This window comes from Parabacteroides sp. APC149_11_2_Y6, from assembly GCF_054506995.1.
Window position 1 is genome coordinate 2,852,528 of record NZ_CP173709.1, and the last position, 26,110, is coordinate 2,878,637.

At 40.3% G+C, this 26,110-nt stretch carries 22 protein-coding genes and 1 tRNA gene; 15 read left to right on the forward strand and 8 right to left on the reverse strand.

Annotated elements, in window-relative coordinates; all coding sequences use genetic code 11:
- Positions 1-34 precede the first annotated feature (34 nt).
- On the forward strand, positions 35-2,626 hold the full coding sequence (locus tag ACGE0T_RS11895; RefSeq protein ID WP_459186857.1) for a DUF5686 and carboxypeptidase-like regulatory domain-containing protein: 2,592 nt from the start codon (positions 35-37) through the stop codon (positions 2,624-2,626).
- A 25-nt stretch (positions 2,627-2,651) separates the two neighbouring features.
- On the forward strand, positions 2,652-3,977 hold the full coding sequence (locus ACGE0T_RS11900; RefSeq protein WP_459186858.1) for a Na+/H+ antiporter NhaC family protein: 1,326 nt from the start codon (positions 2,652-2,654) through the stop codon (positions 3,975-3,977).
- 4 nt (positions 3,978-3,981) lie between these two features.
- Here the strand turns inward: ACGE0T_RS11900 and hcp are convergent, their stop codons facing one another.
- Positions 3,982-5,631: a hydroxylamine reductase gene (gene hcp / locus ACGE0T_RS11905; protein ID WP_459186859.1), complete on the reverse strand. Its 1,650-nt coding sequence runs from the start codon at positions 5,629-5,631 to the stop codon at positions 3,982-3,984.
- A 113-nt stretch (positions 5,632-5,744) separates the two neighbouring features.
- On the opposite strand from hcp, the gene ACGE0T_RS11910 reads away from it, so the two are divergent.
- From ACGE0T_RS11910 to ACGE0T_RS11930, 5 genes are all read left to right on the forward strand, one after another.
- Positions 5,745-6,335 carry a Crp/Fnr family transcriptional regulator gene (locus ACGE0T_RS11910; RefSeq protein WP_459186860.1) on the forward strand — a complete coding sequence of 197 codons (591 nt, stop codon included), beginning with the start codon at positions 5,745-5,747 and terminating at the stop codon, positions 6,333-6,335.
- 177 nt (positions 6,336-6,512) lie between these two features.
- On the forward strand, positions 6,513-7,238 hold the full coding sequence (locus tag ACGE0T_RS11915; RefSeq protein WP_459186861.1) for a hypothetical protein: 726 nt from the start codon (positions 6,513-6,515) through the stop codon (positions 7,236-7,238).
- 447 nt (positions 7,239-7,685) lie between these two features.
- Complete coding sequence (locus ACGE0T_RS11920; protein WP_459186862.1) at positions 7,686-8,096, forward strand: cupin domain-containing protein; 411 nt, start codon at positions 7,686-7,688, stop codon at positions 8,094-8,096.
- Positions 8,097-8,108: 12 nt separating this feature from the next.
- Positions 8,109-9,269 (forward strand): carboxymuconolactone decarboxylase family protein, encoded by a 1,161-nt coding sequence (locus ACGE0T_RS11925; RefSeq protein ID WP_459186863.1) that lies wholly within the window; start codon positions 8,109-8,111, stop codon positions 9,267-9,269.
- Positions 9,270-9,728, forward strand: a complete 459-nt coding sequence (locus tag ACGE0T_RS11930) for an NADAR family protein (protein WP_459190460.1) — start codon at positions 9,270-9,272, stop codon at positions 9,726-9,728.
- A gap of 61 nt (positions 9,729-9,789) precedes the next feature.
- On the opposite strand, the gene ACGE0T_RS11935 is transcribed toward ACGE0T_RS11930, so the two are convergent.
- The 5 genes from ACGE0T_RS11935 to ACGE0T_RS11955 all read right to left on the reverse strand — a co-directional run bounded on the left by ACGE0T_RS11935 (position 9,790) and on the right by ACGE0T_RS11955 (position 15,299).
- Complete coding sequence (locus ACGE0T_RS11935; protein ID WP_459186864.1) at positions 9,790-11,232, reverse strand: alpha-amylase; 1,443 nt, start codon at positions 11,230-11,232, stop codon at positions 9,790-9,792.
- Between the two features lie 71 nt (positions 11,233-11,303).
- The gene (locus ACGE0T_RS11940) at positions 11,304-12,476 is read right to left on the reverse strand and encodes a BPL-N domain-containing protein (protein WP_459186865.1); all 1,173 of its coding nucleotides are present in this window, start codon (positions 12,474-12,476) and stop codon (positions 11,304-11,306) included.
- Positions 12,477-12,535: 59 nt separating this feature from the next.
- Complete coding sequence (locus ACGE0T_RS11945) at positions 12,536-13,432, reverse strand: helix-turn-helix domain-containing protein (protein ID WP_459186866.1); 897 nt, start codon at positions 13,430-13,432, stop codon at positions 12,536-12,538.
- Between the two features lie 12 nt (positions 13,433-13,444).
- Positions 13,445-14,353, reverse strand: a complete 909-nt coding sequence (locus ACGE0T_RS11950) for a helix-turn-helix domain-containing protein (RefSeq protein WP_459186867.1) — start codon at positions 14,351-14,353, stop codon at positions 13,445-13,447.
- A gap of 31 nt (positions 14,354-14,384) precedes the next feature.
- A complete protein-coding gene (locus tag ACGE0T_RS11955; protein WP_459186868.1) occupies positions 14,385-15,299 on the reverse strand; it encodes a helix-turn-helix domain-containing protein in 915 nt (304 codons plus the stop codon).
- 253 nt (positions 15,300-15,552) lie between these two features.
- On the opposite strand from ACGE0T_RS11955, the gene ACGE0T_RS11960 reads away from it, so the two are divergent.
- The 5 genes from ACGE0T_RS11960 to ACGE0T_RS11980 all read left to right on the forward strand — a co-directional run bounded on the left by ACGE0T_RS11960 (position 15,553) and on the right by ACGE0T_RS11980 (position 20,581).
- Positions 15,553-16,728, forward strand: coding sequence for an iron-containing alcohol dehydrogenase (locus ACGE0T_RS11960; protein ID WP_459186869.1), 1,176 nt, complete (start codon positions 15,553-15,555; stop codon positions 16,726-16,728).
- Between the two features lie 246 nt (positions 16,729-16,974).
- Complete coding sequence (locus ACGE0T_RS11965) at positions 16,975-18,000, forward strand: alpha/beta hydrolase (RefSeq protein ID WP_459186870.1); 1,026 nt, start codon at positions 16,975-16,977, stop codon at positions 17,998-18,000.
- Positions 18,001-18,014: 14 nt separating this feature from the next.
- Complete coding sequence (locus ACGE0T_RS11970; protein ID WP_459186871.1) at positions 18,015-18,518, forward strand: cyclophilin-like fold protein; 504 nt, start codon at positions 18,015-18,017, stop codon at positions 18,516-18,518.
- 39 nt (positions 18,519-18,557) lie between these two features.
- Positions 18,558-19,424, forward strand: a complete 867-nt coding sequence (locus ACGE0T_RS11975) for a DUF3737 family protein (RefSeq protein WP_459186872.1) — start codon at positions 18,558-18,560, stop codon at positions 19,422-19,424.
- Positions 19,421-20,581 (forward strand): MalY/PatB family protein, encoded by a 1,161-nt coding sequence (locus ACGE0T_RS11980; RefSeq protein ID WP_459186873.1) that lies wholly within the window; start codon positions 19,421-19,423, stop codon positions 20,579-20,581. The genes ACGE0T_RS11975 and ACGE0T_RS11980 overlap by 4 nt, the downstream gene beginning before the upstream one ends.
- 598 nt (positions 20,582-21,179) lie before the next feature.
- On the opposite strand, the gene ACGE0T_RS11985 is transcribed toward ACGE0T_RS11980, so the two are convergent.
- Positions 21,180-21,440 (reverse strand): hypothetical protein, encoded by a 261-nt coding sequence (locus ACGE0T_RS11985; RefSeq protein WP_459186874.1) that lies wholly within the window; start codon positions 21,438-21,440, stop codon positions 21,180-21,182.
- A gap of 559 nt (positions 21,441-21,999) precedes the next feature.
- Between ACGE0T_RS11985 and ACGE0T_RS11990 the strand changes: the two genes are divergently transcribed.
- Genes ACGE0T_RS11990 through ACGE0T_RS12000 form a run of 3 tightly spaced genes read left to right on the forward strand, consistent with a single transcriptional unit; the run spans position 22,000 to position 25,610 of the window.
- Positions 22,000-23,451 carry a flippase gene (locus ACGE0T_RS11990; RefSeq protein WP_459186875.1) on the forward strand — a complete coding sequence of 484 codons (1,452 nt, stop codon included), beginning with the start codon at positions 22,000-22,002 and terminating at the stop codon, positions 23,449-23,451.
- Positions 23,448-24,551 carry a UDP-galactopyranose mutase gene (gene glf, locus ACGE0T_RS11995; protein ID WP_459186876.1) on the forward strand — a complete coding sequence of 368 codons (1,104 nt, stop codon included), beginning with the start codon at positions 23,448-23,450 and terminating at the stop codon, positions 24,549-24,551. Before ACGE0T_RS11990 ends, glf begins: the two co-directional genes overlap by 4 nt.
- Before the next feature lie 3 nt (positions 24,552-24,554).
- Positions 24,555-25,610: a hypothetical protein gene (locus ACGE0T_RS12000; protein ID WP_459186877.1), complete on the forward strand. Its 1,056-nt coding sequence runs from the start codon at positions 24,555-24,557 to the stop codon at positions 25,608-25,610.
- Positions 25,611-25,941: 331 nt separating this feature from the next.
- Here the strand turns inward: ACGE0T_RS12000 and ACGE0T_RS12005 are convergent.
- Positions 25,942-26,015 (reverse strand) — tRNA-Asp (locus tag ACGE0T_RS12005).
- Between the last annotated feature and the right edge of the window lie 95 nt (positions 26,016-26,110).

A 26,110-nucleotide genomic window follows, 5' to 3' on the forward strand; every position in this document is an offset into this window, starting at 1 on the left:
CGCTCATATTATCCTAAAAGGGAAAAATAGTTACATGGCAAAAATATTCCGTTATATATTACTGCTGATACTGGTACAAAGCATTACAGGTTTATCTATTTCAAATGCACAAAGCATTACTTCAGCATCCGGTATCGTTAAAGATTCCGTTTCGGGAGAACCTCTCCCATACGTATCCGTCTATTTTGATGGTACTACCATAGGTGTAATGACTGATGACAACGGTATGTTCTCTTTAAAAAATGACAAGGGAAATACCAAGTTGGCAGCCGCATCATTGGGGTATGACACCAAATTCGTCAACTTAAAATCCGGAAGTAAAAACGATGGATTGGAAATCCTGTTAAAACCTACCGCTTTCGAAATTTCGGAAGTTGTTATCAAGCCTAAAAGGGAAAAATATTCCCGTAAGGATAATCCAGCAGTAGAACTTATCAAAAAGGTTATCGAACACAAAAATGAGAATCGCATCGAGGCTAAAGAAGAATACAAAGTCGAAGCCTACGAAAAACTCAGTATGTCGTTGGATAATTTCAACCCGAATCTGGATAAGAATAAATTCCTGAAGAAGTTCAAGTTTATAAAAAACTATCTGGATACATCCGAATTTAACGGTAAGCCTATCCTGACGCTTTCCGTGCGCGAAAACCTGTCGGATATTTATTATCGTAAGAATCCTAAAACAAAAAAAATCATTACCAAAGCAAAACAGACACAAGGCATTGACGAAACGCTGGATGATGGCGGAGGTATTACGGCCAACCTGGAAGAGATATTCCAGGGTATCAATATATTCGACAATAATATCACCATTCTGTTGAACCGCTTCGTCAGCCCATTATCTTCCACGCTGGCAACCTCCTATTATAAGTATTATATAATGGATACCTTGGACATCAGCGGAGATAAATGTGTGGATTTGGCCTTTGTTCCGGTCAACAGTGAAAGTTATGGGTTCACAGGACGGCTCTATATTACTTTGGACGGAGATTATGCCATCAAGAAATTCATATTGAATACACCTGCCAACATCAACCTGAACTGGGTGGATAAGCTACGTATCGAACAAGAATTTAAACGATTACCGGATGGTACCTGGGCTTTAAGCAATGAAAATACGTATATCAATTTTTATATCGTAAAAGGTACACAGCAATTCTATACCCATCAACTCAGGAATTACGACAAATATGAGTTCGACTTTGCCAAGGCTGAGGCCGATTCGGTGTTTAACCTCCTTGGACAGAACCATATTCTGCCGGAGGCTATAGCACAGACCGACACGTTTTGGGTAAATCACCGGCATATCCCTCTCAAAGAAAAAGAAAATGCGCTCGATGAGTTATTGGCACAACTTCGTAAAGTCCCGGCTTTCAACGTAATCATCAAGACAGCAGAAATCTTAATATCCGGATATATCCCGACTTCGGCCGATAAAAAGAAATCCAAATTCGATTTCGGCCCGATGAATACGACTTTCAGTGCCAATAACCTGGAAGGTTTCCGTATGCGTGTCGGCGGTATGACCACGGCCAATCTAAACCCCTACTGGTTTGCCAGTGGTTATCTGGCTTATGGCGTGAACGACCGGAAAGTAAAATATAACGTAAAACTGACGAAGAGTTTCAATAAAAAGGAATATCATGAGGGGGAAAGTCCTCTGAATAATCTGTCGTTCATTCAGGAATACGACCTGTACACACCCGGTCAGGACTTCCTATTTACCAGCAAGGATAATATCTTCGTTGCCTGGAAGGTAGGAGAACCTGTTACCAAGATGCAATATATCCGGAAAACCTTATTCCAATATGAAAAGGAATGGTTGAATGGCCTTACCTGGAAATCATGGATAATGAACCAGAACAATGAAGCTGCCGGAACACTTCAATATATCGAACGGAACGATCAGGGTAACCTCTTCCGTATCAAAGATTTTACAACATCCGAAATCGGAACCCAGTTGCGCTTTGCTCCGGGAGAACGTGCTTACAACGGACGTGCAGGAAAAAATTCAGTATTCAACCTGTCAAAAGATGCTCCTATATTCAGGCTTTCCCATCAATTGGGTATCAAAGGGGTGCTTGGAGGCGATTATAATTATAACCGTACTGAAATTAGTGCTGAAAAAAGAATCTGGTTATCATCTTTCGGACATATAGATGCTCAGTTGAAAGCTGGTAAAGTATGGAACAAGGTTCCATTCCCATTATTGATATTGCCTAATACCAACCAATCCATTACCATTCAGCCGGAAGCATTCCATATGATGAATGCACTCGAATTTGTGACAGACCAGTATGTATCGTTCAATGCAACTTACTATCTGAAAGGCTGGATTCTGAACCGTATCCCGGGAATCAAATGGTTGAGATTACGTGAGGTCGTATCATTCAATGGTATCTACGGAGGCCTGACAGATAAAAACAACCCGACCCTGACACCAGGTTTATTCCTGTTGCCTGACGGTACCCAGCCGCTCGGCAAAACTCCTTACATGGAAGTAAGTGTCGGTCTGGAAAATATATTCAAGATATTGCGTATCGACTATTATCGCCGTCTTACTTATCTGGATAATCCGAACATCAAGAAAGGTGGTGTACGCATTGCCCTCAGATTCTCATTCTAAAGTAGATTTGCGATAAGAAACAGCTATGATAGATACGACAAAATCGCCACTCAATCACGCTCCGAATGCTTTTGCCCTCATACCGCTGGTAGTATTCCTTGTATCCTATCTGGCGGTATCCATTATTGCCGGAGACTTCTACAAAATGCCGATTACAGTTGCTTTTGTAATCGCTTCGATTGTTGCCATCGCCTTGTCTAAGGGTGGTAAATTAAGTAACCGCATCGAACAATTCTGCCGGGGAGCAGCCAATAGCAACATAATGCTGATGGTGCTGATTTTTATCCTTGCCGGAGCTTTTGCACAGACTGCAAAAACAATGGGAGCTGTCGATGCAACGGTCAACCTTGCCATGTCCCTCCTACCCGGTAACCTGCTTGCTGCCGGAATATTTTTGGCAGCTTGCTTTATTTCCATTTCGGTTGGAACATCCGTAGGTACGATTGTTGCATTATCGCCGGTTGCCGTAGGGATTGCAGCCAAAACAGGGATGCCGGACGCACTGATGCTCGGTGTGGTTGTAAGTGGTGCCATGTTCGGCGATAACCTTTCTTTCATTTCCGATACCACCATTGTCGCAACCCGTACACAAGGCTGCAATATGAGTGATAAATTCAAAGTAAATATCCGTATCGCATTACCGATAGCCATTATAACAGCTATCATCTATATATTAACGGGTAGTGGTATAGACAGCGGTTATGAAACCGGACCGATCGAATGGATAAAAGTTATCCCCTATCTGGTCGTACTGGTAACGGCTATCTGTAGTGTAAATGTAATGCTTGTATTGGTAATCGGAATCCTTTTCTCCGGTATTGTCGGTATACTGACAGGAAGTTTTACGGTCTGGGACTGGACTTCCTCCATGGGAACAGGTATTACTGATATGGGAGAATTGATCATTGTAACACTACTTGCAGGAGGTATGCTGGAAATGATACGGTATAATGGCGGCATCGACTGGATTATCCTTAAACTGACTGCACATATCCGTTCTTCCAGAGGGGCGGAACTTAGTATTGCAGCATTAGTCAGCATCGCGAACCTGTGTACGGCAAATAATACAATCGCTCTGATTATGTCGGGGCCTATAGCCAAAGATATAGCCGACCGGTTTAAAATAGACCCGCGCCGGAGTGCCAGCCTGCTGGATATTTTCTCCTGCTTTGTGCAAGGTATCATTCCTTACGGGGCACAACTTTTGATGGCGGCGGGTCTGGGACAAGTATCCCCTATCGAAATCATGCAATATCTATATTATCCTTACTTATTAGGTGCAGGAGCCTTACTCGCTATCGCATTCAATTACCCGCGCAAATTTGCAAAGACTTCGACAGAGGCTAACTAAACAGTTAAAGTCCGAATGTATTCATATCTTCCTCAACAGAGGTAATACCTCCGATTCCAAAATTCTCTACGAGTACTTTTGCCACATTAGGAGAAAGGAATGCAGGGAGCGTAGGACCCAGATGTATATGTTTCACCCCCAGGCTAAGCAAAGCGAGCAATACGATAACAGCCTTCTGTTCATACCAGGCAATGTTATATGCTATCGGAAGCTCGTTCACATCCCGAAGTTCAAACACCTCTTTCAGTTTTAATGCAATCACAGCGAGTGAATAGCTATCGTTACACTGACCGGCATCCAGTACTCGGGGAATGCCATTTATATCACCTAAAGCCAGTTTGTTATAACGATACTTGGCACAGCCGGCTGTCAGGATCACCGTATCTTTAGGAAGCGCTTTTGCAAATTCCGTATAATATTCGCGTCCACGCATTCGTCCGTCGCAACCTGCCATTACTATAAATTTACGGATAGCTCCGGTCTTAACAGCTTCCACCACTTTATCTGCCAACTGTAATACCTGATTGTGTGCAAATCCACCTATAATTTCTCCGCGTTCTATTTCTACCGGAGCTTCACAATGTCTGGCCATTTCTATTAATTCGGAATAATCTTTATGTCCGTCTGCATCAGCTTCAATATGTTTACAGCCCGGGTAACCGGTAGAGTTCATAGTAAACATTCGTTCTTTATAAGTTGCATTCGATAATGGCGGTACAATGCAGTTGGTTGTAAACAGAATCGGTCCGTTGAAAGATGTAAACTCTTCCCGCTGTTTCCACCAGGCATTACCATAGTTTCCTGCAAAATGGGCATACTTCTTAAATGCCGGATAATAATGTGCAGGAAGCATCTCCCCATGTGTATAGACATCTATTCCGGTTCCCTCGGTTTGTTTCAAAAGTTCTTCCAGGTCATGCAGGTCGTGTCCGCTGATAAGAATACCCGGACGGTTACGGACACCTATACTTACACTTGTTATTTCAGGATTGCCATATCTGGAAGTATTGGCTTTATCCAACAATGCCATTGTCCGGACTCCAACCTCTCCGGTCTTCAGTACCAATGCAACAAGTTCTTCCACGGACAATTCCTTCACAGTAATGTCGGCGATTGCCTGATGTATAAAAAGATGAATATGTTCATCGTCATAGCCTAACCTTACAGCATGTTCTAAATAGGCCGCCATACCTTTCAGCCCATAGACAATCAGCTCTTTCAATGACCGGATGTCTTCGTCTTTTTCGCGTAAGATACCAACCTCGGCAGCCTTACTGTCATAATCGGCACGGTTACCGGTCCATTCCACTTCATCTACGGAAGGAAGGGCAACTCCATTTTCAGCAGCCAGTTTTTTTAGTTGCTCACGCAAAATAAAACCTTTATCGATACGTTTCAGGATACTTTCATCATCAAAATTCGCATTCGTAATCGTTGAGAAAAGAGCATCCACTACAAATCCGTTCACCTCTTCCGGCACAGGAACCACCATCCGATTCAATTGATCGGTTGCCACACAAACACCCCGTACTACAAAAAGTAATAAATCCATTGCACGTGCCGTAGAGGCATCCTTTCCACATACACCTTTCAGGATACATCCCTGCCCTTTGGCGGTTTCCTGACACTGAAAACAAAACATATTATTTTCCATAATCATTTTTCTTTCTAAGATTACTATTATTTTTGTGCAAATGTAAAGTGCATGTTCTCCGGAAGCTGTACCATATGTTACAACCAGCACGAAATATTGTTAAATGATTAAGTATGGACCTGACTGAATTATTACAATCATCCCCATTCCAAGGCATGAAAGAAGAGGATATCCTCCCCTTCCTTTTCGCCGTACCCAATAGCTTAAAACAGTTTGAGCCGGGAGATATTATTGCCAGGCAAGGTGCCATATGCAAGTCTTTATATTTATTGGCTACCGGTACTGTCCGTGCGGGTATGATTAATGAAGAAGGTAAAGAAGTGACTATTGAAAACATTCCGGGTCCCAGTCTACTTGCCCCGGCTTTCATCTTCGCTACCGAAAACCGTATTCCCGTAAACATAGAGGCCGAAAGCAATTGCGAGGTATTCATTATAGGCAAAGAACGTTTTCTCACTTTCATGCACGAGCATCCGCAAGTTATGGAAAACTTCCTAAAGGAGATTTCCGACCGCAGTGTTTTCCTAAGCAAAAAGCTGAATGAGTTCGCTTTGCTAAACCTGAAAACAAGATTATTAAAATATATGGAAACCCATCCTGTCATCCATAACCAGCAAGAGGTTGCTCAAAAATTAGGAGTAACCCGCCCCTCACTGGCGAGGGCATTATCCGAACTTATCAGTGAAGGAAAAATAAGAAAGTAGCTATATTAACATTGCAAACGTTTGCAGATTTTGGGAACGTTCCCGGGAACGTTTGCATAAAATATTTCTATAAAAAAACAGTTTTATTTTTTCCCAGCCTTAACTTTATACACTAAATTTCTAATAAATAACCTGAAGATAAAATACACATAAACCCAACGAAAACGACAATTTACCATGAAAAAAATCTTATTCATTCTGGGATTATGCCTGGCAATGCATACACAAGCCCAGTTACATTTTAGTGCTAATGTAAAAAACAATCATTTATGGAGAGGTATTGAAGTAGCAGATGGTCTGGTCTTTACTACCGACGTAAGCGTAACCGATCATAAAGAACACTTCCGTCTCGGACTATGGGGCGGTACCAATATCAACGGTTCCTATAAAGAATTTAATTACTATGCTTCGTATACATATAAAGGATTCTCCATCGCTTTTTGGGATACCTACAATTTCTCGCCGGGAGCCAAATACAATAACAAAGAATTTTTCAATTATAAACCGAGTGAAACCGGAAGATTCCTCGACGCCATAGTTAGCTATCGTTTTCAGGGAAAATTTCCTTTATTATTAAGCTGGTCGACTATCATATTCGGCCGTGACCGGAATGCAGATAATACAGCCAACAAATACTCGAGTTTCTGTTATGCCGAATATCCTGTGTATCAAAAGAACGGATGGCGGGTAGATGCAGGTATAGGCGGAGGCTTTGCCCTGAACCGTGCCGGAAGCTCTTCCAATTTTTACGGAACCGGTCCGGGTATCATGCAAGTTACAGTAAAAGTAACCAAAGATCTATACATAGGGAAATATAAGTTGCCAGTCTATACCTGTGCCCTATGGAATCCTAAAGGAGATAAAGGATTTTTACAGCTTGGTGTAGAGTTATTCTCATTCTAAATAAATTGCCCAACAATCTTTTACTTCTCTAAACATAAGGGTCCAACAGAAAGACAGTACCAGACATAAACAGCTTTTCCAGTTAGTTTCATTTCATTTTCAAAATTTGAAACTAAAAGTTTCAGCCGATGAAACTAAAAGTTCCACAGCATGAAACTTTTTGTTCCAAGGCATGAAACTTTTTGTCTCTGGATTGAGAACTTTCTATTTCCTGTACGCTAACGATTTTAGTTGACCACCAACAATTTTATGCTAAAACAGTAATTCAGGTAAGACTTTCTGTAATTCATCTACTACCAACACACTTGCAAGTTTCTATTTTTGTGCATCTAATAAATAATCTATATGAAAATGAAAAAGAACCTTGCAGTAATAAGCATTTGTTTGTTATCCCTGGGGATAAGTTCATGCAACAACCATAGTAGTAATAATCAAACAGAAATAACAATGGACAAGACAACAAAAGTACAAGAACCCATATTGGGACTCGGTTCACCGATTACAGACAATTTTACAGGAGCCGCTTGGCTGGAAAGACTTTCTTCTCAACCGGAATATGATTGTAATGTATATAATGTAACCTTCGCTCCCGGAACACGTAACTACTGGCATTCACACAGTGTAGGTCAGATTTTGCTCTGCACCGAAGGTATCGGTTATTATCAGGAAAGAGACAAACCGGCTCAACAGTTGCAACCGGGCGATATCGTTAATATCCCCTCTCACACAACCCACTGGCATGGCGCAGCACCCGATAGCCGTTTTACACACATCGGCATCACTCCAAAAGTAAGTGAAAACACTACCGAATGGCTGGGTGAAGTTACTAACGAAGAATATGCCGAAGCTGTAAAATAAAAAGCACTGCATATGAAAAAAACATTTTTAATATCAATATTTATTCTGTCCGGATTCCTGCCCGTTTTCGCTCAGGGCAATCCGGAATCTAACGAAACAGAAAAGATGGATAGAACCGAATTATGTAAAAAGAACTATACGACCTTATTCGGAGGGGAAGCACTGACCGGACAAGGTACAGACCCGGAAATGATGGATATCCTCCAAAAGTTTATTTTCGGAGAAGTATTCCGTACCGGAGAACTGGATATAAAAACACGGGAAATGATTACCTGCATCACTTTGGCAACGATGCAGACATTACCTCAATTGAAAGCACATGCTGCCGCAGCTTTGAATGTGGGGGTTACTCCCGTTGAACTGCGCGAAACGGTTTACCTCTGTGCTCCATTCATCGGTTTCCCGAAAACATTAAATGCATTGGCTACTATTAATGATGTGTTTAAAGAACGGGGTATCTCCTTACCTTTAGAAGCACAAGGGACAGTGACGGAAAAAGACAGAAATGAAAAAGGGGCTGCCATTCAAAACATACTTTATCCGGAAGGCATAAAAGACGCAATGAAAAATGTCCCGGGAGGTTTGGGTAGCGATGTGGAAAGATTCCTTACCGAATATTGTTTCGGCGATATTTACACCCGTAACGGACTGGATATAAAAACCCGTGAACTATTGGCTTACTGTGTACTTACCACGCTGGAAGCAGAAAGTCAGCTTCGTTCGCATCTTCAAGGAAATTTAGCCGTCGGCAACACTAAGGAGATACTTGCTGCGGCAATCATACAATGTCTTCCTTACATCGGTTTTCCGCCTGCAATAAAAGCCTTAAAGATTATTCAGGAAACACCGCTATCTTCTCCTGAAAACAATATGGTACGTATTTCAAGAATTACTGTCGACCCGGCACGACTGGATAACTACAATGCTTATCTGAAAGAAGAAATAGAAGCATCTGTACGTCTGGAACCGGGAGTCCTTACATTATATGCTGTTTCTGAAAAAGAACAACCGAATAAAATAACGATCCTTGAAATTTATGCGGACCAGACTGCTTACGAAAACCATCTTCAAACGCCCCATTTCCAAAAATATAAACAAGGCACACTGGATATGGTACAGGAACTGGAACTTATTGATTGTACGGCATTGATTCCCGGACTGAAAATAAAATAGCTGACTACAAATTTCGAGTATCTCTTCTTTTGGGGACATTATGCAAAAAAGGAGATATCCAAATCTTGTTTTAGCCAATGGTGGAAGGCTTCTTTTCGGGTAGATACGCACGATTACTGTTGCATGGAACAATATATGATGGCAGAAAAAGCACGTATTTTCGAAGACGAAGAAATCAGGAAACAGAACGGTAACTATGCCAAATTCCTTCAAAACAAAGAACTTCTTGATTTTTTACTAAGTACCGGAAATAAAATTTTAGTGGAAGCAAGCCCATACGATACCATATGGGGAGTCGGCATGGAGGAAGCCAATCCGCAAATCAATAATCCATTTCTTTGGAAAGGTCAAAACCTACTTGGTTTTGCTTTAATGGAGGTAAGGAACGAATTAAAACGAATATGCCAATCCTATCAGCTAATTAACTGGGAACAGGTAAAAAAAGAAATAGAAGCATAAAAAAGTCCGGCGGATAAAATGAGTTGGAATGCAACTCATTTTATCCGCGTTTTCTCTTCATCTATTTTTTTACCCAAACAGCCAAATTACGGGCTTCCACAGAAAAATCTCCGTTCCCTTCTTCATCCAAAACAACTTCTACGGGGATACTCCCGGTTATTTCATGCCATACTTCCCCTTTGTGTTCTTTACCTAAGCACATCGTTTTATGCCCGCCTTCATCATTTGACATTAAAAAGGCCAAACCGGAATCCGGATGATCTTCGTCTCCCAAACGAACAAAACCGACAATAGACGGATGATCAAAATAATCAACCTGTTCACCATAGGCATATTTCCGCCTTGCGTCTAATAAAATATCGATGATTTTTGTATGAGGGGACTTTTCACCCTTAACACCATAATAATCACCATAAAACAAACAGGGATAACCATTTTTCATCAGGAAAATCAAACCATAAGCCATTGGCTTAAACCAATCCTCAATCTGTGATTCCAGGGAGCTTCCATATTGGGAATCGTGATTATCTACAAAAGTAACGGCCAATTCGTTATGATGTTCTACCAGCGTATTCTTCAGTATATTCTGTAAATCAAAATCTTTTCCTTCCTGCGAAGCCTGAAACAGGTTGTAGTGTAATGGAACATCGAACAGATTGACTTTATGCCCTACAGCCTCTATATAATTATTCAGCGTTTCCATATCCCCGTTCCAATACTCACCAACGGCATAAAAATCGTCTCCCCTTTCCTTTCGTACAACATCAATAAATTGTGCTATAAACTGATCCTTCATATGTTTGATGGCGTCCAGACGCATGCCATCGAGATTCAGTTCATTAGAAACCCATTTACCCCAGCGATTCAATTCGGAAACCACTTCCGGATGGTTCAAGTCCAGATCATTGCATAAAAGAAAATCGTAATTTCCATTCTCGCTATCCACCCCTTCACTCCATGCTTTCCCTTCTCCCTGAATCTGGAAAATACCGCTTCGCTTCTTGGAATCATCGAAACCTGTTCCGGAAAAGTGATGCCAATGCCATTTAAAATCTGAATATTTATCCTTACGCCCATGGAAGAGATATCCTGTCCATCCCTGTATCTCGAACGGTTCTCCCAAAGCCTTATTCCTTTGAGTCGGATCGACTTCAACCACCATAAATTTTTCTGTAAAATCACCGCCGGCCTTATGATTCAATACGACATCCAGATAGACTGAAATCTTATTTTTATGCAATTCATCAATCATTACTTTCAGTTCTTCTTTCGTGCCATACTTTGTCCTTACCGTACTTTTCTGATCAAACTCGCCAAGGTCATATAAATCGTATGTAGCATAGCCTTCATCCTGTTGTTCGTCTGCTTTATATGCAGGTGGAATCCATACTGCCGTCACGCCTATATCATGTAAATGCGACGCATCCTTTTTTAATTGTGTCCACAACTTCCCATCATTCGGAAGATTCCACTCAAAATACTGCATCATTACACCATTTTCCATATTCCTACTCTTTTATTTAACTAAATATAAAACAATAGGAATCAGGATAAAGTTCCTCAACCGATTGCAGTTTACAGGCTGGAAGAGAATAAGGGTAACAAAGATTCCAGTTTATCCAGTTGCAACTTAAGTTCTGCTTTCGTAGCTTCATCCTTTTCTGTCTGGTAAGCAGAACGCACATTTGATATGAAAGGTAAATATTGGGTATCAGCAATATACCGGGCTGCCCGGATACGAACTGCCGGAGATGCATCATAAAGTAATCCTTGTACCCATCGTTTAGCATCCCATGAATGATGAGTTTCCAACCAATCCAATGCCGAGATTTTCCGGTCACTTTCCCCATTTAAAAGCACTTGGAAGCAGGCTTGTTCCTGTCTTAAATCGGCCACGGTCATTAATAGTTCCTTTTCAAATAAAGCGGGTTGTACAGCATCTTGTTGATAAGGAATAAATGGCTTATTCAGTGTCCAGCGTATCATCCGTGGAATCATCCACATCATCCCTGGAGTAGCTTCCGGATGTGCAATAGAGCTAAAAACCCGTCCTTTCCCATAACTGTTGGCAAGGAAAAAAGGTTTGCCATTCGTCATACCGGCAGGGGCATTCCCTTCTTCATGCACATCACTTTCCATAATGGCAAGCGTGACATTTTGAATCGTATCTTCCGGATGCTTTATAAAGACCGGGCCTTCATAATAAATAACATAACTGGTATCACGGTCTGCCAATTCCGGAAAAACCTGTTTTCCCTCTTCACTTAGAGTAAACTTAGCCAATCCATGCCCGCGGTTATCATGCTCGATATCGATGGCTTGTTCTCCGTTCAATCCCATACAGGTATAACCGGGCGTATTTGAAAAAAGATAAGCTCCGGCACAAATACCTACCGCACCTTTACCCCGGGCTACAAAATCCTTTATATGTTGTCGGTTCAATGCTCCAAGATTCAGATACTGATTCTTGCCACTTCCTCCGGGAATGATAATTGCATCAATGGAGTCGAGTACATGATTCGCTATATCAGCAGTAGTAACAGTACGTACACTCATCTCCGGATCGAGCCGGATAGCGGCCACTGTTTCCCAAATACAACTTTGTGCCCCGCCATGACCATCAAAAACCCCAACAACTATTGGAGGTGACAGAGGTTTCTGCCGTTCACTTTTATTTTCCGGCATCGAGCAGCATACACATAATACCAGACAAAGAGATAATAAACAAGTAAAGATGTTATTTTTCATGGCATATAGAACTTATAGATCAATGCTGCGAATATAGAAAAGATTTTTTATAAGGCTATCTAATTTTGTGACAACTTATATTCGCTTGGGGCGATACCCGTTACTTTCTTAAAAAGACGGCTGAAATATTGTACATTCAGATAGCCCAGTTCTTCCGCTACCTTGCTGACGGTTTTGTTTTGTTCCAACAGCATTTTCTTGGAGGCCTCCAATCGTTTTATCTGGAAATACTCATATATATTTTTTCCGGTTTCAAACTTCAATAAATCACTAAAGTAACAAGACGATAGATGTTGTTTGTCCGCACAATATTCGGCAGACGGCAATACACCGCTTTTCAATTTGCCGGATTGGATATATTCATCCAATAGCATTTCGGTACGATGAAGAATAGACTTATTCACTTCGCACCGCGTAATAAACTGGCGTTCATAAAACCGGGTACAATAATCCAACAACAGTTCTATATAACGGGATATAAGCGTTTTGCTGTGACAGTCTATCGCATGTTGTAGCTCCTCCCCTATGCAACAAAAACATTCTATAGCTTTCGTCTTCTCACGCAGTGACAAATGTAATGCTTCTTCCAGCTTATAAAAGAAGAAAGTATAATTCTTCAGATTTTCACCTAATGAAGTATGATAAAGCAAATCCGGATGGAATGCCAACAACCAGCCCCTCTGGGGCAGTATTTTACTTTTATCAATCTTAATCGACTCGCCCGGCGTAAGGAATACTAATGAAGCATTTGAGTAATCGCAACATTTACGTCCGTATAGGAAATCCTCCACATCGCCTTCAATCAACAAGACCGTATAAAAGTCAAACCGAACAGTACGCTGCTCCAGATTGGCTTTCGACAAATCAATTACACTCACAAGCGGATGCAAAGTCTTGTACCCCAAACAACAGTTACATTGATGTACAGTCTCTATATTCAGCACCTTCCCTTTCATAAGAATCACCCGTCAAAGGCCTATATTGTTTTGTATTCGATATTCATTCGGGGAACAACCGACATTCTTTTTGAACAGACGCGAAAAATGTTGTGCATACTGGAATCCTAACCCGTAAGCAATTTGGGAAACCGTTTGATTGGTATTAAGTATCCGGTCCTTGGCAGTACTTATCAGTTTAAACAGGATATGCTGTTGAGCGGTCTTTCCCGTTTCCTTCTTAATCAAATCACCGAAATAGTTGGAAGAAAGACACACTTTATTGGCAAAATACTTAACTGTAGGAAAGCCATTCTCTTCCGCATTCTGTCCCTGGAAATAATCATCCAACAGATTTTCAAATTGTATCAGGATATCTTTATTTACCTTGCTGCGTGTGTTAAACTGTCGTTCGTAAAAACGCATACAATAATCAAGTAGCAACTCGATATTCTTAGCAATCAGAGTCTTGCTATGCCTGTCTATGGCATGTCCCAATTCGATCTTGATTTTATTAAGACAGTCGATTATTATTTGCCTTTCCTCTTCAGACACATGAAGCGCTTCATTGACTTCATAAGAAAAAAAGGAATACTGCTTGATCGTTTGTCCAAGTGAAGTTCCCCGGATTAAATCAGGATGAAAAACGATACCAAGAGATGATGGTTTGGCATCTTTTTTCAATTCGATACCGATCACCTGTCCCGGTGCAAAGCACACAACTGTACCCTCCTGATAATCATATTGCTTCTTTCCGTATTTAAGGTCGCCACATATCGTTTGCTTTAAGTACAGCGAATAAATTCCCATACTGATACGGACATGATTAGGAATATGGGTTGCCTTTGTTAGATCAACCACCCCGACCAGCGGATGCAGCGTTTCCAATCCATACAGTTTGTTATACTGATCTACAGAGTCTATCTTTATTATTTCATCCATAACAAAAAGTTTTTATCAAAATCATTTTATACTACCGAATAATTTGTGTTTGCCGCATCCTGTATTCATTTGGCGTACACCCCACACGTTTCTTAAATAAACGGCAGAGATGTTGTGGGTATTGAAATCCTAATGTATAAGCAATCTGGCTCACTGTATCATCCGTCTCCATCATATGCTCCTTTGCCAATGCTATAACTTTCTCCTGAATATGTTCTTGCGGAGTTTTTCCTGTTTCCTTTTTAACCATATCTCCGAAATAATTGGAGGACAGACAGATCTTATCCGCAAAATATTTTACAGAAGGTAATCCTTCCTGTACCGGCATATCACTCTGAAAATAATCATCTAAGAACTGTTCGAATTTAGAAAGAGCATCTTTGTTCACATGACTACGGGTAATGAATTGACGCTCATAAAAACGCATACAGTAATTAAGAAGTAGCTCAATATTCATTGCAATCAAAGATTTGCTATGTTTATCTATAGCATGTTGAAGCTCAATACTGATTTTTTCAAGACAATCCATCACGATAGATTTTTCCTGATCCGACAAATGCAACGCCTCATTTACAGCATAAGAGAAGAAAGTATAATTCTTCATTTTCTTATCCAAAGAAGTTCCACGAATAAAGTCAGGATGAAAAACAATGCCATACACCTCCGGTTTCACTTCTTCTTCCAACATTTCAACGCAAGCAGTTTGCCCCGGACCAAAACAAACAATAGTTCCCTCCTGATAATCATAGAATTTACGTCCATATTTTATATCACAACTTTTTGTTTGTTTTAGAAAAAGCGCATATAATCCATAATTCATTTGAACATGATTTACCATTCGGATTGCTTTTGTAAGGTCTACGACACTTACCTGCGGATGTAAGGTTTCAAGCCCGTACAAATTATTATACTGGTCCACATTTTCCAATTGTATTATCTTATCCATATGACGTAAATATTTGAACTTGAACAAAGGTACAAATACTTATTTTATGTAGTATAAGCGACCTGTAATTGAGGTTACACAATCCGTAATTTGTATACACTTTTCCTTTTTTCCGAACCCTAACGATAAAAATCATACGAATAATAAACCAGTAATTAAGGTATTAATACCTGTAATCTGTCTACAAAACCGTTTTTAGTTGGAAAGTACCTTTGCAACATGAAAAATAACAAATTAACAACAACAAATAATTATGAGTAACTATCGAATTTACATTCCTACCCGCACCTTATTTGGTTCCGGTATGGTTAAAGAACTGCACAACCAGCAGTTACCAGGCAAAAAAGCTATGGTTGCTATTTCCAACGGACGTTCCACCAAAGACAACGGTTATTTAAATACAGTAGAAACGGAACTCCGCCAGGCAGGTATCGAAACAGTTGTTTTCGATCGCATAGAGGCCAACCCCCTAAAATCGACAGTAATGGCAGGGGCAGCTTTTGCCAAGGAAAACGGATGTGATTTTATTGTTGCATTAGGCGGAGGCAGCGTTATGGACGCATCCAAGGCAATCGCTTTTATGACCACCAACCCGGGCGATGTTTGGGATTATATTCATGGAGGGACCGGTAAAGGACTAAAGATGCAGAACAACCCTCTGCCATTAGTTTGTATCACTACTACTGCCGGAACCGGTTCGGAAGCCGACCAATGGGGAGTTATCACCAATGATGAAACAAATGAGAAAATCGGCTTTGGAGGATATGACGAACTATTTCCCCTACTCTCCATTGTCGATCCTGAATTGATGAAATCTGTTCCTCCCAAGTTCACGGCTTATCAGGGGTTCGACGCCCTGTTTCATTCTACGGAATGCTACATATCCAAAACAGCCAGCCTGATGAGTGATATGTATACATTGACTGCTATTGAAAACATTGCAAAATATCTGCCCCGTGCAGTAGCCGATGGCAACGATATGGAAGCCCGCGAAAGAGTTGCATTTGCAAACAACTTGTCCGGCGCTGTAATGACTTTTTGCAGTACCACCGCCGAACATTCCCTGGAACATGCAATGAGTGCTTATCATCAAGACCTGCCGCACGGTGCCGGATTAATTATGATTTCAAAGGCTTTCTATGAGTTCTTCATTGAAAAACATGCCTGTGATGAACGTTTCATAAAGATGGCACAAGTAATGGGAATGCCGGAAGCAAATAAACCGGAAGATTTTATCACAATGCTGGTTAAACTACAGGAAGATTGTGGCGTAGCCGACCTAAAGATGAGTGATTACGGTTTCACCCCTGATGAATTTGAGACATTAGCTACCAATGCGAAAGAAACAATGGGAGGATTATTCCTTGCCAATCCTTACGAATTGGGACATGAAGATTGCGTAGAAATTTTCCGTAAATCATTCCGTTAGGAATAATTTTTGTGACAGTAAAAGCAGCATTGCAACAGAGGATTGCAAATGCTGCTTTTCTATTTTTAGAGCTCCATTCTTTATTTACAGAAACCTTACCTCCACCTACCCATAAAGAATAATCCAGAATCTGTAATTTGGGTTATGATGTCTGTAATCCATCTACAAAAAATGTCTTCCATACATCGTAATTTTGTAATGTAGTAAAAAGAGAATCAATCCATTAATCATTAAACTAAAAAAGGAATGACACGAAGATTATTAGCAGCAGTATTTTGCATGACGCTTGGTATAAGTCTGTCTTTCGCACAAACTGATGCGGACAACTTTTATAAAAGCAATTTAGTGAACACGGAAAAGGTATCCTTTCCCAACCAGTATAAAATGAAAGTAACCGGAAACCTTTTTGTACCGAAAGGGATGAAAGCAGGAGACAAATATCCTGCCATCATTGTCGGGCATCCGATGGGGGCCGTCAAAGAACAAAGTGCCAACTTATATGCAACAAAGATGGCAGAACGGGGATTTGTTACACTGTCTATCGATTTATCATTTTGGGGAGAAAGCGAAGGAGCCCCCCGTAATGCCGTCCTTCCCGAAATGTATGCGGAAGCCTTCAGCGCAGCAGTAGATTATTTAGGTACCCGTCCGTTTATTCATCGCGAACATATCGGCGTCATCGGCATTTGTGGCAGTGGCAGTTTTGCCATTAGTGCAGCAAAGATAGACCCTCGCCTAAAAGCTATCTCAACCGTAAGCATGTACAATATGGGAACTGCCAGCCGTAACGGGTTAAAACATGCACTGACATTGGAACAAAGAAAACAAATCCTTGCCGAAGCAGCCGAACAGCGCTATGTTGAATTCTCCGGAGGAGAAACTAAATACACTGGTGGTACAGTGCATGAACTGACTGAAAATTCAAATCCCATAGAACGTGAATTTTATGAGTTTTACCGTACCTCACGAGGAGAAGTCACACCGGAAGGAGCTACACCACAGACCACTACGCACCCCACATTGACAAGCAATGTGAAATTCATGAATTTCTATCCTTTCGCCGATATTGAAACGATTTCACCTCGTCCCATGCTTTTCATCACTGGGGAGAATGCCCATTCACGTGAATTTAGTGAAGAGGCTTATCGTCTGGCAGCCGAACCAAAAGAGTTGTTTCTCGTACCCAATGCCGGGCATGTAGACCTGTATGACCGTGTAAGTCTCATTCCATTCGATAAGCTGGAATCTTTTTTCAATGAATACCTGAAATAATAAAACAGAAATACATGAAGTATTACCTAATAAACATATTCATGATGCTGACCTTATCGGCTGGCTGCACTTCATGTTCAACGGATGATTTCATACCGGAAGAACAGCTACCGACAAAACCGGATAATGAAGACGAGAGCGATACTAATGATGAAAATAATTCTATGAACAAAAATCTTAAAATCACAATCGGTTCTACCTCATTTAACGCGACACTTGATAATAATGCGACTGCTACTGCATTTAAAGCATTACTGCCAATAACCGTAGAGATGCCGGATATGAATAGCAACGAGAAATATTTCTATTTATCCGGGAATCTGCCTACATCCCCTTCCAATCCGGGAACCATCCGAACAGGCGACCTGATGCTTTACGGCTCATCATGTGTGGTACTTTTTTATGATACTTTCCAAACATCCTATAGCTATACACGCTTGGGACATGTGGAAAATCCTTCAGAACTGAAATCGGCTCTTGGCTCAGGAAATGCTACTATCACTTTTGAACTGCAATAACTAAAAGATACAACAAATTAATAACAAACATATTCAATTATGGAACTAATCAAAAATAAAGAATTTGAAGGCGAACGCCCTTTATTTGCAACACACGACTTGCAACTGGAGAACGTAACCATCCATGCCGGAGAATCGGCACTGAAAGAATGCAGCAATATCATAGCCGTAAACTGCCGCTTTGAAGGCAAATATCCTTTCTGGCACAACAACGGCTTTATCATAAAAAACTGTTTCTTTACAGAAGGGGCACGTGCCGCCTTATGGTATTCCCAAGGGCTTCAAATGACAGACACTGTGGTGGAAGCGCCAAAGATGTTCAGGGAAATGGATGGAATCAAACTGGAAAACGTACAGCTTCCCAATGCATTGGAAACCCTTTGGCATTGCCGCAACGTAGAACTGAAGAATGTCCAGATTGATAAAGCGGATTACCTCTTTATGCACGGTGAAAATATTCGTATCGAAAATTACAGCCAGAACGGAAACTACTCTTTCCAATATTGCAAAAACGTAGAAATCCGCCATGCGGTCATCAACTCCAAAGACGCCTTCTGGAATACCGAGAATGTAACCGTATACGACTCCGAACTAAACGGTGAATACTTAGGATGGCACTCACATAACCTCCGTCTGGTAAACTGTAAGATTTCAGGAACACAGGCATTATGTTATGCTCATAATCTTATTCTGGAAAATTGTACAATGGCAGAAGATGCCGACCTGTGTTTTGAATACAGTAGCGTACAAGCCACAATCAAAACGCCTGTACATAGCGTAAAGAATCCGCGTACCGGAAGTATCACGGCCGATAGCTATGGCAAAATCATCATCGATGAAAATACCAAAGCTCCCGGAAACTGCGTATTAAAATTGTGGGACAACAGAACTTGTTTCAACCAATGAAATACGATTTCGATGAAATAATTCCCCGCCGTGGTTCCAACTCTTACAAATGGGATACGGCAGAAGAAGAGGTTTTGCCCATGTGGGTGGCAGATATGGATTTCCGTACGGCTCCTGCTATTATTGAAACTTTGCACAAACGGGTGGAACATGGAATTTTCGGATATACAAAAGTACCCTCCGCTTACTACGAAGCCGTAACACTCTGGTTCACACGACGGCATAGTTGGCAAATAGAAAGGGAATGGATTATCTACACCTCGGGAGTAGTTCCGGCATTATCCGCCATAATTAAAGCACTGACTGTCCCGGGCGACCATGTACTGGTACAGACACCGGTATACAATTGCTTCTTTTCTTCCATCCGCAATAATAATTGTAAGATAATTGCCAATCCTCTTATTTATACAAATGAGACCTACCGGATTGATTTCGAAGATTTGGAAAGAAAAGCAGCCGACCCCAAAGCAAAGTTACTTCTATTATGTAATCCGCATAATCCGGCAGGAAGAGTATGGTCTCGGCAAGAACTGGCTCGTATCGGCGAGATTTGCATTCGTAACAATGTCTTGGTTGTAGCCGATGAGATTCATTGCGAATTGGTTTTCCCGGAATATACCTATACGCCTTTCGCATCCATTTCAAAAGAGTTCCTAATAAATTCCGTCACTTGCATTTCACCGAGCAAAGCATTTAATCTGGCTGGACTACAGATTGCAAATATTATTTCGGCAGATGAAGACAGGCGCAAGAAAATAGATAAAGCAATCAATATAAACGAAGTCTGTGATGTAAATCCTTTCGGTGTCGAAGCATCGATTGCCGCTTACAATAACGGGGAGGAATGGCTGAAAGAATTAATCCATTACCTGTCGGAAAACTACAGGTATCTGAAGTCCTATTTCAAAAAACACCTTCCGCAGTTTCCTGTAACCATACTTGAAGGGACTTACCTCGTATGGGTGGATTGCTCGGTTATGAACCAATCCTCCAAAGAAATTGTGAAGGCGTTGCTTGAGAAAGAAAAGATTTGGGTTAATGAAGGTGATCTATACGGTGATACCGGCGAAAGGTTTATCCGCATCAATATAGCCTGTCCCCGGCAAATATTGGCAGACGGTTTGAGCCGGTTGGAACGGGTTTTAAGGCAACAATGAGTTAACGGCATTGACATTTGACAAAATGACAAAACATCCTGTTCCTACGTTCTCTATACGGAGCAACCTACGGAAGACATGGTAAATAAGCTACTCTCGCGAAGTTTAGCTTTATCATATTATTGGAATAAATAACAAAATTCCTACTAATTGGTTAGACGAAGAAATTAATTTATCAGACACGAATTTCGCTTAAAATGCTGATTAATAGACAGATAACATGTATTAATCAGCGTTTTCAGCGAAATCAGCGTGTACTCATATTGTTATTTTTTCTTGAAGATAATAATCTAATTAATATTCGTGTCAAGCCCGGTTTTTGAACCATTCCGGAACCGCATCGATGTTCGATATCATTCAAAAACAAAGCATATATGCTTTAAAATCGAAACATACTGCTTTTACCTGCGCGGATAGCTACTTTTATCGTACAGATAACTGGATTTTTCTGTACAATTTATTAAAATTATCCCTCAAATAAATGGAAACAGGTGCCAAATAGTACACAAATATCCCCTTTTTAACCACAAAAAGGATTCAGTTAATTCCTAAAATGTCTTTTATACTTACATAACAAGTCAGAACAAAAGGCTTTCTTTCAAAATAATGTCATTAAATACAGCAAAAATAAAATATTTTGCCATTCAAAAAAGAAGTATTTCGTAAGCATTCCAGTCATCACTCCCCAAGAAAATGAGTATCTGTTTATATATCCTTGCAGGCAAGCACTATCTGTCTGGAATATAGTTGTAAAATCGCGATCTAAAGGACTTATATCTCCTTTTGATGAGCTTTTCGTTTCAGCTTTACTGCATACAACAGAGAAAAATAAGAATAATCCACAAAACATTTTTTTCATAATAAAGATCTGAAATAGTTATTGATTTATATGAAGTTTCGAAATGTCTATTGTCTTATATTAATTGATTAAAAAACAAGTTAGTGATTGTCTTTCTAAAGATTTAATAGCTTTCTTTAGGAAGATATACTTATTTTTCCTATGTTTGTAACGTTGTAGTAAAGGATTTGAAATTCAGTAAGATCAATAACAGGAATGCAAATAAAAATGAAATAGTTTTGATGTATTCGTCCGTTAGTAACTTTATTCAAAGTTTGACTTTAGGCCGTTTCATGAATCAGAGTTCTTATGAACTCTACAGCCATAATCAGATACAATTGTACTATTATTTATTCAATGAGTAGAAATAGAGTAAGACAGTAAAATCATAATCGTATTTTATAAACTCTTTTGCTTCTGTTGTGAAAAGCCTGTATAATGAGATCATATACCATTGGTGTGAAATTAGTTATTTGAAACATTTGCTATATATAGGATTAATAAGTTACAGGTTGGTTTTTATAGCCTCTTGCAAGCTTTATCAGTGGTAAGTATAATTTAAGGAATAGTAAAAAATATAATGTCTTCTTTAAAGACCAATGTAGTATTTAACTTTATCAACACGTTAACTGGAATCTTATTTCCTATAATAACGTTTCCTTATACCGCCCGTATTTTATTACCGGAGGGTATTGGTGCCGTCAACTTTTATCTGTCTATCATTAACTATATTGTCCTTCTTACGAGTCTTGGTATCCCGATGTACGCCGTCAAGGAAGTTGCTAAATACCGTGACGACATTATCAAAAGGAACCGGATCACAGTGGAGATAACATTATTGAGTACGGTTCTTTGTCTGCTCGGTTATCTTTTGGTCTGGATTCTGGCCTCGTTTGTCCCTCAGATAAATACTAATGTGAGCTTATTCTACATATTGAGTTTGACAATTATCTTCACGGGTCTGGGTGTCCAATGGTTCTATCAGGCAATAGAGGATTTTAAGTTTATAACGATACGTGCCATCCTGGTGCGTAGTCTGGCAACAGTCTCCCTCTTTGTTTTTGTAAGGGACAAGAACGACCTTCTTTCGTATGGTATCGTTACGGTAGCCTCCACGGTAGGCAATAACATGATAAACTTCTTTCATTTACGAAAATACATTCGTTTCTCGGAAATAGTCTGGGGCGACCTCCGGATAATGCGTCATCTTAAGCCCGCCCTGCATATCTTCATCCTGAATTTGATTATCAGCATTTATGTGAACCTGAATTTGGTAATGCTTGGTTTTATGCAAGGCGATGAGGCCGTTGGTTTCTATTCGGCTGGAGTTAGGATACCGTATGTCATCCTGTCGGTTGTTACTTCTTTGGGAGTGGTGATGCTTCCGCGTTGTTCGAATTTGGTCAAGGCGAGCAAAATGGATGAATTTACGGTAGTCAGCCGTAAGGTAATCCGCTTCGTTCTTTGCTCATCTTTACCTTTGACGATAGGTCTGATGCTACTATCACGACCTATAATCTCTATTTTTTGTGGTCCTGAATATTCCGCTTCGGTTCCGGTCCTTTGCCTGACTGCTCCTATCATCGTTTTTATAGGCGTAACGAATGTCATCGGCATTCAGATACTTTATCCCCAGAATCAGGAAAATCTGGTAATCTGGAGTACCGTCGGCGGTGCTGTTTTCAATTTTGTATTGAATCTGGTGTTAATTCCAATCTGGTCATATGAAGGTGCTGCTATAGCGACATTAGTAGCAGAATTTTCTGTTTTGGTCATCCAGTTGTTCTTAGGACGTAAGTATGTTCCTTTCAGTCTTTTTGAAAAGGAAAACCTGCCTTATGTAACGGCTACATTGGTCATGTCGGTCATGGTTCTATTAGTCATCTCAATAGCCGATAATCCGTGGTCGATGACGATAGGGTCTCTTGTTGTAGGTGGCTTTTCTTACGCAGGTATATTGTTTCTCTTGAAAGATTCTCTGATACGTGAAATTCTGGTTTATATGAAACTAAATACATTGTTTAAACGATGAAAAGATATGATTATTTAATAGTCGGGGCAGGTCTGTACGGTTCTACCTTCGCTCATTTAGCCCAACAGCAGGGTAAGCGTTGCCTGGTAATCGACAAACGTCCGCATAGTGGAGGGAATGTTTATTGTGAGGATATCTCGGGCATTCACGTTCATAAATACGGTGCTCATATCTTCCATACTTCTAACAAGAAGGTCTGGGATTTTGTGAACTCGATCGTCGAGTTTAACCGCTATACCAATAGTCCTTTGGCAAACTATAAGGGCCGGCTATATAATCTTCCTTTCAACATGAATACGTTTTACCAGCTTTGGGGTGTTCAAACTCCGGGCGAGGCTCGTGATATGATCGACCATCAGCGCCGGGCATCCGGGATTGTAAGTCCTCGTAATCTGGAAGAGCAGGCGATCTCCTTGGTCGGTCATGACATCTATGAGAAACTGATAAAAGGATATACGGAAAAGCAATGGGGCCGTTCCTGCCGTGAACTCCCTTCTTTTATCATCCGTCGTCTTCCTGTCCGTTTTGTCTTCGATAATAACTACTTCAACGACATTTATCAGGGTATCCCTATCGGAGGTTACAATAGACTCATAGAAGGGCTTCTGGAGAGAATCGAAACTCGTTGTAATACGGATTTTTTTGCCGACAGAGTTTATTTCGAAAGTTTGGCGGATAAGATTGTTTTCACGGGTAAGATCGATGAATATTACGATTATCGTTTTGGCAAGTTGGAATATCGTACGGTCCGTTTCGAAGAAGAGGTCCTTGAGATGACGAACTATCAGGGTAATGCTGTCGTGAACTATACAGAGAAGGATGTTCCTTACACACGTATCATCGAGCACAAACATTTTGAGATGTTCGGTGCTGCTGTCGACCAATGTGCAAAGACGGTTATTTCGAAAGAATACTCCACTGAATGGACGGATGGTATGGAGCCTTACTATCCTGTCAATGACTCTAAAAATAATGCCTTATACGCACAATATAAGGCCTTGTCGGATCGTGAAAAGAACATTCTTTTCGGCGGTCGTCTGGCAGAGTATAAATATTATGATATGGCTCCGATAATAGAACGTGTAATGCTAATTATATAAAGTATGAAAGGAAATTATAAAGTAGTGGTAAATACCGCCGCAGGCCGTAGAAGGTATCTGCAATATTTGATTCCATTAGTATTGGAAAGTGATATTGTTGACAGGTATGATCTTTGGGTTAATACGACCGATAAATTAGATGTAGCTTTTTTGGAAGAGGTAGCAATGGCTTTTCCTAAGATAAATCTGATCTGGCAACCAGAAAATGTTATAAACGGCTGCTTGAGTATAAGTGCCTTCTATAAGTATTGCTGTGACGAAGATACCATCTATATCAAGTTAGATGATGATATTGTGTGGTTGGAACCTAATTTTTTTGAAGAACTCGTTTCATTCAGAATCTCACACAGAGACTATTTTCTGGTATCTCCTCTGGTTATCAATAACTGTATTTCTACGTATATATTACAAAGTCAGGGTTTGATAAGTTTTAAGGATTATTTTAAAGCTACAAGCTATAATTTGAAATGGTATAACGGTTATTTTGCAAAAGAATTGCATGATTGGTTCATCGATACTTATCTTCTTTCCAACAGCTATGAAAAATTACATTGCGGTTCTCATGAGATAGCCTTAAATCGTTTTGCAATTAATGCGGTAGCTTGGTTTGGCAAGGACCTTTCAGCTTTTGATGGAAATGTTGTAGGAGATGATGAGGAGTTCTTATCGGTAATCTATCCTTTGAAATCTAACAAAACGAATTGCTTTCATTGTAATACCATCGCTGCTCATTTTTCTTTTAGTCTACAGAGGACTGTTCTTGATAAAACAAATTTATTAACTCGATATAGCAAGATTCTGGAAAAAGAAAACCGTCCGGCATCTTTTTATACGGTCTATAATAAGATTCAAGAGATTCTCAAAGGTATAGAACACAAAAAAGACCGTATTCTTTCTGCGGCTTTACCACATCCTTACATACAGATAAAATTAGTACAGAAGCATGATAGGATCATTCGGTTAATGGGATTTTTTTTGAAAATCAATAAAGCTTATTTGCACGAGCTTATCCCGATATATACCAGTATATTGAGAGCGAATAGAAAATATATCAAATAAATATTACAGGAAAAAACCGGAAGGGAAAGCAAGTGACGGCCAACAGACTCTGGAGAAATTGCTCCCAGTATACTGTAAACATCTCAAACGAAAAGGTGTAACATGCAAAAATCCTATTAGCGCGAGACAACCTGGGTTGAAGTATTTGTTGCCATTTTACCATGCAGTCAACCCACTTATTAGAAGCGGTTAAATCTGCTTTCAAAAAGTTCCACGAATAAGCTACGTGAAGACTACTTTAAAACCGCTTTTTTGCCGAAGTAGAGAAAAATAAAAAGCCCTGAAATCTTTAAATTTCAGGGCTTTACTTTAATTTTCGATTTATATTTTGCGGTGCGTACGGGACTCGAACCCGTGACCCCATGCGTGACAGGCATGTATTCTAACCAACTGAACTAACGCACCATTCTGTTTTTATTGTTACAATTGCTCTCAATTGCGGTGCAAAGGTATAGAATAAATTCAATTACACAATACTTTCGACAAAAAAAGTTTAGGAA